This is a genomic window from Aquimarina sp. AU474 (genome assembly GCF_900312815.1).
In the GTDB taxonomy this organism is placed as follows: Bacteria; Bacteroidota; Bacteroidia; order Flavobacteriales; family Flavobacteriaceae; genus Aquimarina.
Map to the genome: position 1 here is coordinate 350,140 of NZ_OMPE01000008.1, position 13,940 is coordinate 364,079.

The window sequence follows — 13,940 nt, forward strand, 5'->3', positions numbered from 1 at the left end:
TTCCTAATGATGACTTTCGTTTCCAAAAGGTTTTAAAATGACCCCTAGACTAAATATGAAACCATCGGTTGGGGCATAGATATCAGGAAAAGTTGGATTATCATGAGGAGGAAGTACCAATGGAGAGAATCTACTTTGTCTTCGATCGGTAAAGTTTTCGAAATTCACAAAAAGACTTCCCCAGTGAAAATTACGAATACCCAATAATCCCAAAGTAATATAATCTGTAGTTTTTGTCCCGTTGGATAATAATTGAGTTCCCGTATAATAGGTTTCAAAGCCAATACGCCATTTTTCGTTTTCATACATAAAAACACTCCCTGCATTGTGTCTTGCAGTAAGAGGTTTTTGTGGATTTCCTGGCAGATAGTTTAAGCGAGTATCAATAAAAGCGTAGTTTAAAAACCATCTAAAATCCTTGTACGTAAATTTAATATTAGTTTCTGCTCCCTTGCTTAATATTTCATCTTGGGCATTTTCAAACTCGAACAAATTAGTATTTGTGCTATTGAGCAGTAATCCATTATGAATAGAAGTAAGATAAAACAATTGATTAATAGAAAAACCTATTTCATTGGATAAACGAGTTTGATAATTGAAATCAAAATTGAGACCATATGATCGCTCTGCTTCGAGTGCATCTTTATCAATACCTAAGACATTTTCGAAATTGATAAATTCAGCTTCTTCAGTAAAAATATCAGGAACTTTATATCCGAGTCCACCACCTAATCTGCTCGAAAATGCAGTGCCAGATTTAAATAATAGTGAAATTCTTGGTAAAGGAAACCATCCCCAATCCCTTGCATAATCTGCGCGAAGACCTGTTTCTAATATCCAAGATTCAGAAAAATCATAAATAGTATTGGCAAATACACCTGCAGTAATATCTCTTTGATCGCGTTCTAGATTACCTTCGTCTTCATCAAAATCTGTAGTATATAAATTTACTCCTAGAGTCCAATCCATTGCTTTACCTTGTTTTTGATATGTGGCTTCAGAAAAAGTATTCCATTGTTTTCCTTTAAAAGTAAGATCGGGAATAACTAAATCTCGATCAAAATAAGCAATACTGTTTTTTAATGTTAATGAACTTAACGTATCTATTTGAGTTTCAAAAACGGCCTGACTACTTAATCGTTTGGATAGGTTCTCTTCAACATATTGATGAATTCCGTTTTGTTCTTCTTCAATAAGAATAATATCTCCTCCTTGGCGATCATCATAACTACCACTAAGTCCTAACCAAAATGTCGAATTATCTGATGGATAGTAGAATAGTTTGGGATTAAACGTAGCTGAGTAGGTTTGCGGTAAATTACTAAAACCATCATCTTCGGGATCATAGGCTTTTTGGTAATGGCCTGATCCGTAAAGTGTAACTCCCCATTTTTCATTACGTTTTCCGTAGAACACGTTGGCAGTACTCCCTAATGCATGAGTTTGCGTAAACATGATATCAAGATCCGGATCTTCCTTAGGAGTTTTAGAGATCAAATTCACTAAACCAGCAATGGCGCCTCCACCATATAATGTAGAAGAACTACCTTTTATGATCTCAAATTGTTGTAAGTCTAAGGGGGGAATTTGTAAAATACTTAATCCACTAGAGAACCCCCCGTATAATGGAAATCCATCTCTAAGTAATTGTGTATATCTACCATCAAGCCCTTGTATCCTGATATTACTATTACCACTACTTAATGAGGTTTGCTGCATTTGTATACCTGTACTTTCTCTAAGAACCATAGAGATATTGGTAGCATTCATAGCCGTTTTTTCACCTAATTCTTCGCCACCAATAAACTCTATTCGTGTTGGAATTCGTTGTATAGTCCTTGTACTTCGAGTGGATTTGAGTACTATGGCATCAAGAGTATTTTCATCTTCTTGAATATAAAAAATAGGTATATCCTTAAAAGGAATTTGCATGGTGGTGATTATAGTTTTAAAACCTACAAAAGAAATTTGTATTTGATATTCACCCTCTGGTATATTTTCTAATGTTGCTATACCATCAAAATCGGTTGTTGCTCCTTTTTCTATGTTCGTTATATATATAGAAGCTCCCAAAAGAGGCTCTTTCTCATTTTCGGTCAGTACTGTTATTTTTATGGTATGAGTTTGTTGTTGACCTTCTTGTGCCATAGTTGGTTTTGCAAATAAGCATAGCCATATGATGAGCGATAAGCCCATATGTGATATTTTCATGTATTATGAATTAAATATATAGTAAATAAGTGTTGTAGATGATTGATTATCTATCGTGATAATTAACCTACACTTTGTGGTGGTTGTAAAATGGTATCCTTAATATCCTTACCAATTGGATCAGTATATGAAAAGGTTTTCATTCTGTTAGGAGGAGTAATTAATGGATAAGCAATTAGATTTAAGTTTACTATATGAATGTGACAACAATGACACTGTTGGCAGAAAGGAGAACATAACTCCGTTTCGGAATGACTATGATCTGAATTTGATTCTTTTGTGATTTCAATTTTCTCCTTATCAGAAGGCATGTGATTATCCTCGCATGGTATAAGATTTAATGCAAGAAAATAGATCGATAAGATACATGCTATCATTTTCATGATACAAAGATAGTGATATGTATGTGCAATAGCACTGCGAATAAAGAAGTTTTATAATTCTGTTTACAAGAAACAAAATTATAAGATGTGTCTTTAATATTAAAACCCCTATCAATTATTGTATTTAATTGATAGGGATTAATGTGTCGTTATTATATATTCTAAAATAGTTTAGTTTATACCTTCAACTACTTTTACTGGGCGGACTTCGACACGCCAAATCCCTTCTTCGAACCTAGGGTCTTGTTTGGCAATTTCTATTGCTTCATCCAAATCTTTGGCAAGTAGGTGGTAATAGCCAGAAATAATCTCTTTGGTTTCGTTATAAGGACCATCAATGATTTTTCCATTTTTATAAGATAATATTTTTCCTTCCATTTCTAAAGGTTGAGCAGATTTCATTTGCCCTTTTTCCATCAAGCTCTTAATGTATCCACCAACTTTTTCGATATGTTGTTGCAATTGTTCTGGAGAGAGGTTAGCTTTTGGTTCCTCTTCACTTCTAATAAATAACATAAATTCTTTCATTAATATGTATTTTTGATTATATACCCTTATAACAATTGAGCTTAGCTAATAGGGACCAGTTTTTTTAATTTTTTTTCCAATAGATGTATATCTCTTGGGTTTTTACACTTCGAAATGGCATCTAATAAGTGTTTTTGGGCATTTTTTATATTTTTTTCTTGGATATACAATTCTGATAATGTAGCATGGTAGAGGTAATGATTTTCAATATCAGAATTATTATTTAGGTTGACCAATTCGGTAATTGCCTTTTTGTTACCTTTTACTTTTGCCAAAGGAATGCATCTATTTAATCTAATCAGAGGTGTATCTTTCAGGGTCAATAAATTATCATACAAAGTTAATATGGCGTTCCAATTGGTGTTTTCAAAGCTGGGAGATACGCAGTGATGTCCTGATATGGTGGCTAATATTTGATATTCTGAAACTTCATTGTCTTCAACCGTTAGATTTAAGTATTGAATCCCTCTATTCATCAAAGAAAGATTCCATAATTCTCTATTTTGCTTATGCATTTCTATCAAAATACCATTTTGAACCCGAGCTTCAAAACGAGCAGCATTAAGGTACATCAATGCGAGTAAGGCATGAATTTTTGATTTTTGTTTAATAGCTGAGTTGTTCGCTAATAACTCAACCAATCGAATAGCCTCTAGGCAAAGATCGTTTCGTATTATTTTATTTTGTTGTGATGGACTATATCCTTCATTAAAGAGTAGATAAATAGTTTTTAAAACAATATCCAAAGATTCATTAATTTCTTTTGGGATAGTAAAGGAGATCTTTGCTTCTTTTAATTGTTTACGACCTCTAACAAGACGTTTATTAATAGTTTCGGTTGTTGTAAAGAAAGCATTTGCGATTTCTGTGATACTAAACCCGCATAAGATTTTTAAAATCAATGTGATCTGCGAGTTTTCAGAAATTGATGGATGGCAGCATACAAACATCATTTTTAATTGTTCATCATCAATAAGTTCATTCGATATTGTGAACTCCTTTAATTTATTGTCTACTTGTTCGGAGTGAAGTGACGATTTGTAAGTAGTTTGATGTTTGTTACGCTTTAAAATATTTAGGGTATGATTTTTTGCTGTAGTATATAACCATCCTTGTGGGTTTTGAGGGATTCCATTTTGTTGCCAATGATCTACAGCTTTGAGTAAAGTTTCTTGAACTATATCTTCTGCAGTTTCTACATTATGTGTTCCTAGATATCTGGTTATGACGGATACCAATTTTCCATATTCATTTCTGAAAAAATGTTCTGTTAATATATTAGGAGTGTTATCTTCTTGGTTTTTCATGGCACATACTTCATTTAATATTTGATGATTACCATGGAAGGTGGGTTTGTGTCTCAATATCCCAAAAAGCACTATTATCGAAATCGCTAATTACAAAATCAAATATACCTAGGGCTGATTCTTCAGGAGATAATCGGCCAGATGTATTGTCACCAGAAATCATAGTTCGTACCCAACCTGGATGTATGACCGCTACTTTTGGAAAACCATTGAGTTTATTAGCTAAAATTTTCGAATACATATTCAAAGCAGCCTTCGACATACGATACGCGACAGAACATGATGAAGAACACATTTCTATCGAACCCATTTTGGAAGAGATAATAATAATTTTTCCTTCCTTGGTAATATTTGAAATCATTTTTTCTATAAAAAATGTTGTTCCCGTTGTATTCACTTCAAAAGTCTTTAAATAAGTATCCTGTTCCGGTTCGGTATAATTTAGATCTGGGCCTATGCCTGCATTATTAATAAAAATATCAAAGGTAACCTTCAAGCTCTCTAGCTCTTTAAGAGCGTTTGCCACACTATCGGTTTTGGAAAGATCTAATGCAATAGGTGTGAATGATGAGTGAGTGATTTCGATTATTTTTCCAGTACGGCTAGTGCCAATTACCTCATAATTATGGGCTAAAAAATGCCTAGATAAGGCAAGTCCAATGCCTTTACTGGCCCCAGTAATCAATACTTTTTTTTGCATAGGTATACACTTCAAATTTGAACTACTAAATTAGGGATATTTTAAAGGAAATACGAGTATTTATTATCTATGCCTTGATAGAATTAGGTGAATTTTGATTAATTATGAATATGAAACATGATCTTTTTTTTGATTAAATGTTTTTTGTTAAACGATAAGTTTTTTTCTAAATAGTGGGGTATATATACACATGTGTGTAAAATATACACACTTTCTAATTTACCTAATCTCGTTAAAACCCTGTTATTCAACTAATGTTTAAAAATGGTATTGATATTGTTTGTTCTGAGAAGGAATTAAGAAAACACATATGAACGAATCAAAATCTTTTACACCTACGATAACGTCAAAGAAGGGAAATGAATATTACAATCGGATAGAAAAATTTATTTCGAAGTCATCATCATCTTTTATCTTAATAGGAACATTTTTATTACTGTTTGGTGCAGTATCATTGTTCTATTTCTTACAACCTTATTTTGAAGAAATTCATTTAGAAAGAATGAATACAACTGGTGGTATTGCTTTAATGATTAGTGGGGTTTCATTACTACTGATTAAAGTTAGTTTTTTGATCTACATATTGTGGTTATATCTAAAATACAAAGTTATTAATCCTATATCTGATGAGGAATTACCATTGTGTACGGTGATTGTTCCGGCATATAATGAAGGAGAATTAGTGTATAAAACTTTGATTAGCCTTGTGGAAAGTGATTATCCAAAAGAGAAATTACAAATTATTTCTATCGATGATGGAAGCCAGGATAATACTTGGCAATGGATGCAGAGAGCCAAAAAAGAATTAGGAGATAGAGTTTCGATTTACCAACAACCTGAAAATAGAGGTAAAAGACATGCACTTTATCGTGCATTTAAATTAGCTACAGGAGAAGTGTTTATTACTGTAGATAGCGATTCTATTGTTAAAAAAGATACGCTACGTATAATGACAACTCCTTTTGTTGTAAATAAAGAGTGTGGAGCTGTAGCAGGAAATGTTCGTGTTTTAAATAAAGAAAAGGCAATAATTCCACGCATGCTCAATGTAAGTTTTGCTTTTAGTTTCGAATTTATACGTTCTGCACAAAGTGCATTGGGGTCTGTGTTATGTACACCGGGAGCCTTATCTGCATATCGTAGAGAAGCTGTTTTAAATTGTAAAGAAGAATGGATACGTCAAACTTTTATGGGACAAGTTTCTAAAATTGGCGAAGATAGGGCGATGACCAATATGATATTAAAACAAGGGTATAAAGTACTATTTCAGCGTAAAGCATATGTATATACCAATACTCCTGAGCGATATAAGAATTTATACAAGATGTTTATTCGATGGGAGCGAAGTAATATTCGTGAAAACATAGCTATGAGCAAATTTGCTTTTCAAGATTTTAGAGAAGGGTTAAAAGTAGGCACAAGAATACTATTACTAAATCAATGGTTAAAAATGATCATGGCGTATCCTGCGACCTTATTAATGGTATTTTTTATATGTACTTATCCGGTGTTATTCTTAAGTTCTACGTTGGTAAGTATACTTGTGTTTTCGAGTATACAAGCTATATTTTATGCAAAAAAACACAGTGTATCAGAAGCACTTTGGGCTTATCCATACAGTGTTTTTTATGCCTTTACTTTGTTCTGGATTACTCCGTATGCTATTGCTACGGCAGGTAGGAGTGGTTGGTTAACAAGAGAACTCCCAAAAGAATCCATCAAAGAAACCAACCCACAGCCTCAACCTCAACCACAGGTAGTTGCTGTTGCTGTGGGGTCTTGATAATTTATTACCGGGTTTCGACTCCGTGGCTACTGAGCTCGTCGAAGTACAGCCCGCGCCCAGAACCCTGAGCCGCCGCACTGAGCTTGCCGGGCTTCGAGAGCCTCAGCCCTCGTATCCGGACCCTGAGGCTCTCGAAGGGTCGAATTACCATCCTCAAAAAATAAAACCCACACTTCACATTATCAACATCAAAATAAACAAACTATCAAATGGGGATGGTGCTAGATTCCCATTGTCCCCAAAACACCATATAACATCCCGTTTTTAACAAGGTTGGGCACTAATTGTTGGGTACTTTCTTTTTGTAAAGGTTTTTTGTTATGAAATACTATTTAAAAGTTCATAATAAAAAAACTTCCAACATGAAAAAACAAGTTCAATTAATAATATCCGCCATTGTTATGGTATGGATGAGTCTAGCTGGATATGGCCAAAATGTAGGAAATGATTTTACCATTGAGGGCATTAAATACAAGATTACCTCTGCTACCACTGTTGAGATCGTGGACTATGATACCAGTTTTGGAACAGAAGTGACCATCCTCCCAACGATTACCGACTAAGGCACCGATTACCAGGTGACTGCTATTGGTCATAGAGCTTTTCATAACAAGCAATTGACCAAGCTTATTTTCAACCCTGAAAGTAATGTGACCCTGAGCGGAGTCGAAGGGTGAGTCCCTATTTCCGAAAAATTAAACTCACACCCAATATCAATTATAAACCATAAATAATACATATGTCCAAACAAAATTTTGAAAAGAAATTAACCGAATTAGAAAACATACCCCAAGAATTAATTAAAGCACCATCACAACCGGTAGATGTCACTACACAGGAAGCCGAAAACCTATTTGTTTGGGCGCAAGAAGATAAACAAATACTAGTTAGTATAGGATTGGATTGGAGCAAATACGTAATCGATCTACCGATACGTACCGGAGCGTGTAGGTATGCACAAGCCATTTGGAACAAAGAGCGCTATAGCCAGGAAGAAGCTGCCAAGGCCTGGAAAGAAGAATCGCCCAAAGCTTATGAATTTAGAAACGATCTGTTGGCCGATATGCGCTTTGCCTTTAGAAAACGCCCGGATCTATTAGGACGGGTACGCACAATTGCAGGAGGTGATGGCAATGCCGACATGATCCAGGATCTTATGGATATTAGCGTGCTAGGAAAAGGAAATCCTACCGAATTTGAAGCAATTAAGTATGACCTATCTCGCTTTGATCTTGCTGAGCAAAAGTCAGACAGCCTGGCCGAGCTATTAGCCAAAGCCAATGGTACAACATTAGACAATTCTAAAGCCAAGAACATTCGTGACCGTGCGTTTACACATCTTAAAGAAGCAATGGATGAGATTAGAGATACAGGTAAATACGCCTTTAGAAAAGATCCAGAGCGCTACAAAGGCTATATAAGCCGTTATCGACGTAGGTAGTTTTTTATAGAAGTGACAGTATCACTGGCCCGCGCACTGGGTAGGGGTCTCCGCGCCACGCGGACGGCTTGTCTTAGTGTGTGGGTTTCTTTTTACCCTGTGTGGAAGTATCGCCCTATGCCACTGATCGATACATCTAGTATGCGGGAGGGTGACCTGCCTGTGCGGAGTAGCAATTGAGTACCGTTGGTCGATAAAAAGTTGTGGGGGAGGTTTGTGCAGGTGTGCGGGTTATGTTTAGTGGGGGTGCTGGTCGAGATAATATTTTGTTTTTGAGTCTAATTTTTATTCTTACCCGAACTCTCTATATGAGTTTCATAACCACATACTGTTCTACCAAAAGTATTTCTAGCTTTTCTCCGAGTTATTTTAGCTATACTGTCATTACATCTGCTGAGTGCTGTGCAATTTTCCTTATAATGATATTTCTTGCTAGTCATACTATTACAGATAAACACCGTTATTTCATCTTTTTTCTTTTCTTTTTTTTGTTCCTGACCAAAGATCGAGTATGAGAAAAGGATGAACAGGATTAGTACTATTGTTTTCATTTTGACGTATTTTTAGAATCATATAATTACTGCAGTGTTTTTTTCTTTTTTGAGGTTTTTCTTTTTCTGTATAACCAGGGCTCAATTAGTTTCTCCTGTGACCACATTCCTTTTTTTTGAAGTTTCGCCTGCTCTTCAAGAATTGTATAGGAGGAATCTTTTGAGTATTTTCTAAAGTGTAACCCATACCCATTACTGACTAATTCTTTGTTTAATATTTCCCCCTCATATTCTATAGTGGCAATGAGTCGTCTATAACGATCATACTTTCCTTTATTAATTACTTTTACTTTTTTAGCAAAACAAAAGTCTGACGTAAATTGTTTAGCCTTCTGACCAAATGGTTGTTTTTTCTCAGGGCAATCGATATGCTCTAATCTAATGATAATGAGGTTTTTCTTGAATAAAACTTCTATAGTATCTCCGTCTTTTACTCCGATAACTTTGGCGAAGAATTCATTGGGGAGTTTATCGCTAGAGATAAAGGAGAAACATGCAACTAGAATTAATAAGTAGACAAAGTAGTTTTTGGTCATATAATTAGTTTTCTGATATTTAAAGGTATTGATTTTAAGTAATTAATTACACATGCTTCTGGCTACATAGGTTTTATTGCCATTAGAATTTGTATAATAGCAACCACCACGAGGACCTCGATGATATGTTCTTGTAGATCTAGATTTATACTGTTTATTGCTTTGCTTCTCTATTGATCTTGTGTAACTACCATCGTTGTATGTGGCACTTTTGGTTAAGTATTGAACCGTATGTGTAGATGCCGGTTTATTACCCAACTTTTTATCAATAGCATCAATTCGAACTTGTAGTTCTTGAGCCTTTTTTAATAGATCATCTCTTTGTTTTACTAATTCTTCTCTTAGGTAAAGACTTGCCTCTACACTTTGTGAGTTGCATTGGTAGGATACAATGATTAGTAAGAATAGGGGTATTAGGTTTTTCATGGGAGTACATTTTATTCTTGTTCGTAATAATCTATAGTTTGTAATAGTTGTTTCTCATACTCATAAATATCGTCTATTGACTGAATTTGTTCACGTTGCGTGTTTTTGTTTTGATCAAATAGACTTATATATTTTTTAGATCCATCTAGGTGTAATCTGCAAATAGGCTTGCGATTATTATCATCAAGTAAAATCCCAAAGTAAGATTGAGTATCCCTATGCACAATTCTATCCTTAGCTATTTTACGTCGTAGTATAGCGACAACTACTCGAAATGCTTCTAACTCTTCTTCTGTAGTGACTATTTTACTGATTTCTTCTACTTCTTCGTATTCTTCTTCTTGCTGTTTTTCTGTCTCTTTGTTGAGAGCTGCATTTAGTCTATCATTTATGGTTTCATTGACAGTTTGGTTTAGAGCTTTATGAACAATATCATTAAAATCTTCCATTACCCTTTCTGTTAAACGACCAGAATAGACTTGAGAAGCAAATAACCTAACAAAATCATGTGATGGTTCATGTAATTCATTACCAATCAGTTTTTTTATTTCCTTCAAATATTTAAGATTACTAGCATTATCAAAGATTTTATTAACGTCAAAATTAGATTTATGAAACTTTGCAATTTCCTGGATAGTACTGTCTTTAACTTTAGTAATATCGAATTCAAGAAAAGGTTTTTCGTCCATGATATTTGTTTCATCTAAATCTGTGTAGAACCTATATTCTATACCATTGGTAAGCAGAGCAAAGGAAGTTTCAGTGACATGAAAATATCTTGCCAACTGTGAGTTATGCACCTTTAGATCTTCTTTCCAATTTTTACATTCGATGATCATCACCGGTTCTCTATTCTGAAATATAGCGTAGTCAACTTTTTCTCCTTTTTTTAGTCCCAAGTCTGCGGTAAACTCTGGTACAACTTCAGTAGGATTAAAACTATCGTATCCAAGCAAATTAATAAAGGGTAATACAAATGCATGTTTTGTTGATTCTTCGGTTTCTATTTGCTCTTTAAGCTGCTCGATCTTATCGGCAAGGACTTTGAGTTGATTATTTAGTTCCATACTTATCTAGAGTTTATTGTAGCTTTGTTTAAGTAGATTTAAAATTTCTGACAACTCTTCTTTGTTCAATTTTATTGATGATTTATAATCTCGCTTATTTAGTTGTATATAAATGCTCCAGGCATTTTTATACCAAAAGCATCCAGCTTTTAAATTTCCTCTGCTTGAAAATGTGATTTCCGTATAATTTTCTGGAATTGTGTTAAGGACTTCTACATTGATAATCTCAATAGATTTTATTAGACCTTTTAGTTCATCAATGTCTAAAATTACATTTGTCCCTGCAGAATATTGATTTTTTGAAGATGATTCAATTAGTGAAGCACTAACTGAATCGCCAGAAATTATATCAGTGTATTTTACGATTTGTAACTTAATCTTTTTAGAACTTCCAACATCAATAAATTGTTTTTCGATTAAAGTTCCAGACTTGGTTGAAAAGATCTCTGCATTACTTTTGTTAGATTCTATTTTTTGACTTTGTGCTAAAATTAAGTTTGATACTAATAATAATGTAATGATAAAAAACTTTTTCATTTCTAAGATTTTTTAGATTAATAGCAATTGCATTTATAATCCATGATGTATTTATGAAATCGTTCTCCATAAGAATCAGAATCGTAATATCCGCTATATTGGAAATTACTCCAGTTTGAAGAAGGTATTCCGCAGAAGATATAGGTGTTCGTTACATAACTGTATTCGTTTTTCTTAATTTCTGCTATTACAAATGTTTTATATTGATATGTGTATGCAGTAACTTTATATAACCATGAAGAATCTAAAGTATAGCTACCAATACTACTGGTATAGTATCCATTCATCTCAATGAAATCTATTAAATCATCACAGCTAACCTGTTGTGCATTGCAGTTTGAGTGAATTCCAAATAGAAGGGATAATACAAATATCCAATATTTCATTTTTCTTAGATGAATAATTAAATCAATTTTACTCAATAATAGATCCATCGGAGAAAATGATTTTTTCTGGTTTCCAGATTACCTTAATATCTTTTAAGTCTTTGTTTTTTAAGACTTGATCTTCATCATTGAATTGGTTGTAGTCCATCGATGCATCCCATTTAACTTCACTATTAGCTTGAATGGTCTGATCATAAACAAAACTTAGAGACTTTATTTTGTCACCAAAAAGGTTTGTAAATTCTATTTGTCCCTTCACTGCGCGAATTTCCTTATCAGATTTATTTTGAATTGCAAACTTATAAGTTATATATTCTTCATAATTATATTTGCTGAAGCCTTTTTTATAACATGTGACAATAACACTTTCTGAAAGTGTTCGAATTCTTTCTTCTTCTTCCTTTTTAGCTTTCTCTGCTAATATTTTCTGTTCTTTTTCTATTTTATCTAGTTCAGCTTTCCATTTTTCGCCATCATCAAGTATTTCTCTATAGGTCATATCTTCTAGTTTCTTATCTTGAAGTTTTAGTCTTACTATTGTACCTGCTAGAAGCATTAATTCAGTTGAATCCAATTTTTCTTCAATCTCAAGCATATCTTTTTTAGCCTTTTCTTCGCTGAATTTTTTATCCAAAGGTGATGAACAAGAAATAATTAAACCTGTTACAATAAAAGTGAGTATCGTTTTTTTCATTTTACTTTTCTTTTTATAATAATTTGTTAGTTCCAATTAGCATTACATCCATTTTGCCTTTCCCATTCCATCGCTGCTTCTCGCGTTGTAATATTTCCTTCTTGAACAATATGTCCGTTATTCCAATAATGTCTATTTCCATTATGAGTTGTATATCTCCCAGAATTTTTATGTTGATTTTCTCTTTGTTGTAAATCATATGTGATTCCACAATGAACTTTTAGGTTCCCTACTTTGAACCAATATTTGTAAGTATCTCTATTAGAACTCATAATTTTATTTTTAACATTAATGCAACCCAAACTTACCATGATCCAAAACCAATCCCTTGTGGGTTTCCACAGATTCATAATTGTTTAAATAAAAACAATAGGCCTTACAGGTTTTAAAACCTGTAAGGCCTGTAAGACTTATTACCCCAAACTGGTATAGAGTATTTCTATATTTATACTTCTGTTTTATTTTTCAACTCTATTAAAATAGATCTAAGAAGTTGTATAACTTCATTTATTCTAAGCATCCATGCTCCTAATAACCTTGTTAAAATTATACCACAGACAAATAGTATGGCTGATATTATTAAAACTACACTAGCAGATATAAATTCCATTTTGTAATGTTTTTAGGATTAATATTAGCTCAAACTTACTTTAGTCAAACAAAAACTCCCTGTGGAAAATCACAAGGGCAGAGTGTTAAATTAAAAACATTGGTAGATCAATCAATCAACCCTAACTGATTCACCAAATAGATCAATTGTATATTCGTTTTAGCATTAAAGTCTTCTCGTAATTTTCGTATTTTATCCTCAATAGAACGCCTGCTATTTGGAGTAACGTTGTTTTCAATAAAATGAAGGCTTATTTCATCTTGTTTATATCCTTGGGTTAGTAGTTTTAATAGTTGTACTTCATATTGATTAAGCTGTAGTACATTTTTTTGGTGTAAGGCATCTTTAGAAATAGGACAAGTATATGTACTACCATCGTTTACTGATGTAATTGCTTTAGAAAGTTCTTGTAAGCCATACAATCCTTTGCATACATATCCATCTATCTTTTGATTAGTGAAAAACGACTTAATAATTGCAGGTTTCTTTTCGCCAGTAAAAACAATGATCTTAATTTCAGGTTGTATTTTTTTTACTTCTTTAATGAGGTCTTTACCTGTGGTTATTTTGTGACTTCTATAATCTAAAGCAAAAGAAAGGTCGCTAATGAGCAACTGATATGGAGTGTTATTTCGTAGAGCTTCCTTTATTTTGAGCAAGGTTTTGTCGCAAAACTGCGCAGTGTCAATTTGTGCTTGAGTAAAATCTCTTATAGCAGAAACGATACCTAGATTATCGCTATCTTCATCTTCTGCAATCAAAATTTTTGTAAACATA

The 13,940-nt window shown here is 33.4% G+C and carries 17 protein-coding genes; 3 read left to right on the top strand and 14 right to left on the bottom strand.

The genetic code is table 11. The features are described 5' to 3' along the window. Nucleotides 1-3: 3 nt before the first annotated feature. From DK508_RS11375 to DK508_RS11395, 5 genes are all read right to left on the bottom strand, one after another. Entirely contained in the window at nucleotides 4-2,211 is a 2,208-nt protein-coding gene (locus DK508_RS11375) for a TonB-dependent receptor plug domain-containing protein (RefSeq protein WP_370443842.1), read from the bottom strand. Between the two features lie 62 nt (nucleotides 2,212-2,273). Beyond that, nucleotides 2,274-2,594 (bottom strand): DUF6660 family protein, encoded by a 321-nt coding sequence (locus DK508_RS11380; RefSeq protein ID WP_109300884.1) that lies wholly within the window; start codon nucleotides 2,592-2,594, stop codon nucleotides 2,274-2,276. Nucleotides 2,595-2,765: 171 nt separating this feature from the next. After that, a complete protein-coding gene (locus DK508_RS11385) occupies nucleotides 2,766-3,122 on the bottom strand; it encodes a YciI family protein (RefSeq protein ID WP_109300885.1) in 357 nt (118 codons plus the stop codon). A 41-nt stretch (nucleotides 3,123-3,163) separates the two neighbouring features. After that, the gene (locus tag DK508_RS11390; RefSeq protein ID WP_109300886.1) at nucleotides 3,164-4,429 is read right to left on the bottom strand and encodes an RNA polymerase sigma factor; all 1,266 of its coding nucleotides are present in this window, start codon (nucleotides 4,427-4,429) and stop codon (nucleotides 3,164-3,166) included. A gap of 28 nt (nucleotides 4,430-4,457) precedes the next feature. Beyond that, nucleotides 4,458-5,144, bottom strand: coding sequence for an SDR family NAD(P)-dependent oxidoreductase (locus DK508_RS11395; protein ID WP_235016383.1), 687 nt, complete (start codon nucleotides 5,142-5,144; stop codon nucleotides 4,458-4,460). A gap of 295 nt (nucleotides 5,145-5,439) precedes the next feature. Here DK508_RS11395 and DK508_RS11400 point away from each other — a divergent pair, with 295 nt between their 5' ends. The 3 genes from DK508_RS11400 to DK508_RS11410 all read left to right on the top strand — a co-directional run bounded on the left by DK508_RS11400 (nucleotide 5,440) and on the right by DK508_RS11410 (nucleotide 8,356). Next, nucleotides 5,440-6,912 (top strand): glycosyltransferase family 2 protein, encoded by a 1,473-nt coding sequence (locus DK508_RS11400; RefSeq protein WP_109300888.1) that lies wholly within the window; start codon nucleotides 5,440-5,442, stop codon nucleotides 6,910-6,912. 404 nt (nucleotides 6,913-7,316) lie between these two features. Next, on the top strand, nucleotides 7,317-7,478 hold the full coding sequence (locus DK508_RS11405) for a hypothetical protein (protein ID WP_160114659.1): 162 nt from the start codon (nucleotides 7,317-7,319) through the stop codon (nucleotides 7,476-7,478). Between the two features lie 176 nt (nucleotides 7,479-7,654). Then, complete coding sequence (locus DK508_RS11410; RefSeq protein WP_109300890.1) at nucleotides 7,655-8,356, top strand: hypothetical protein; 702 nt, start codon at nucleotides 7,655-7,657, stop codon at nucleotides 8,354-8,356. A gap of 278 nt (nucleotides 8,357-8,634) precedes the next feature. Here DK508_RS11410 and DK508_RS11415 read toward each other — a convergent pair whose 3' ends face one another. The 9 genes from DK508_RS11415 to DK508_RS11455 form a co-directional block, all read right to left on the bottom strand. After that, nucleotides 8,635-8,907: a hypothetical protein gene (locus tag DK508_RS11415; RefSeq protein WP_109300891.1), complete on the bottom strand. Its 273-nt coding sequence runs from the start codon at nucleotides 8,905-8,907 to the stop codon at nucleotides 8,635-8,637. A 26-nt stretch (nucleotides 8,908-8,933) separates the two neighbouring features. After that, nucleotides 8,934-9,443 (bottom strand): thermonuclease family protein, encoded by a 510-nt coding sequence (locus tag DK508_RS11420; RefSeq protein ID WP_109300892.1) that lies wholly within the window; start codon nucleotides 9,441-9,443, stop codon nucleotides 8,934-8,936. A gap of 42 nt (nucleotides 9,444-9,485) precedes the next feature. Further along, on the bottom strand, nucleotides 9,486-9,869 hold the full coding sequence (locus DK508_RS11425; RefSeq protein WP_109300893.1) for a hypothetical protein: 384 nt from the start codon (nucleotides 9,867-9,869) through the stop codon (nucleotides 9,486-9,488). An 11-nt stretch (nucleotides 9,870-9,880) separates the two neighbouring features. Then, the gene (locus tag DK508_RS11430; RefSeq protein ID WP_109300894.1) at nucleotides 9,881-10,936 is read right to left on the bottom strand and encodes a type I restriction endonuclease; all 1,056 of its coding nucleotides are present in this window, start codon (nucleotides 10,934-10,936) and stop codon (nucleotides 9,881-9,883) included. A 6-nt stretch (nucleotides 10,937-10,942) separates the two neighbouring features. Further along, on the bottom strand, nucleotides 10,943-11,473 hold the full coding sequence (locus DK508_RS11435) for a hypothetical protein (protein WP_109300895.1): 531 nt from the start codon (nucleotides 11,471-11,473) through the stop codon (nucleotides 10,943-10,945). 17 nt (nucleotides 11,474-11,490) lie between these two features. Then, nucleotides 11,491-11,907 carry a hypothetical protein gene (locus tag DK508_RS11440; protein WP_109300896.1) on the bottom strand — a complete coding sequence of 139 codons (417 nt, stop codon included), beginning with the start codon at nucleotides 11,905-11,907 and terminating at the stop codon, nucleotides 11,491-11,493. Beyond that, nucleotides 11,888-12,553, bottom strand: coding sequence for a hypothetical protein (locus tag DK508_RS11445; RefSeq protein ID WP_109300897.1), 666 nt, complete (start codon nucleotides 12,551-12,553; stop codon nucleotides 11,888-11,890). The genes DK508_RS11440 and DK508_RS11445 overlap by 20 nt, the downstream gene beginning before the upstream one ends. A 26-nt stretch (nucleotides 12,554-12,579) precedes the next feature. Next, the gene (locus tag DK508_RS11450; RefSeq protein WP_160114660.1) at nucleotides 12,580-12,825 is read right to left on the bottom strand and encodes a hypothetical protein; all 246 of its coding nucleotides are present in this window, start codon (nucleotides 12,823-12,825) and stop codon (nucleotides 12,580-12,582) included. A gap of 445 nt (nucleotides 12,826-13,270) precedes the next feature. Further along, nucleotides 13,271-13,939 (bottom strand): response regulator transcription factor, encoded by a 669-nt coding sequence (locus DK508_RS11455; RefSeq protein WP_109300899.1) that lies wholly within the window; start codon nucleotides 13,937-13,939, stop codon nucleotides 13,271-13,273. Between the last annotated feature and the right edge of the window lies 1 nt (nucleotide 13,940).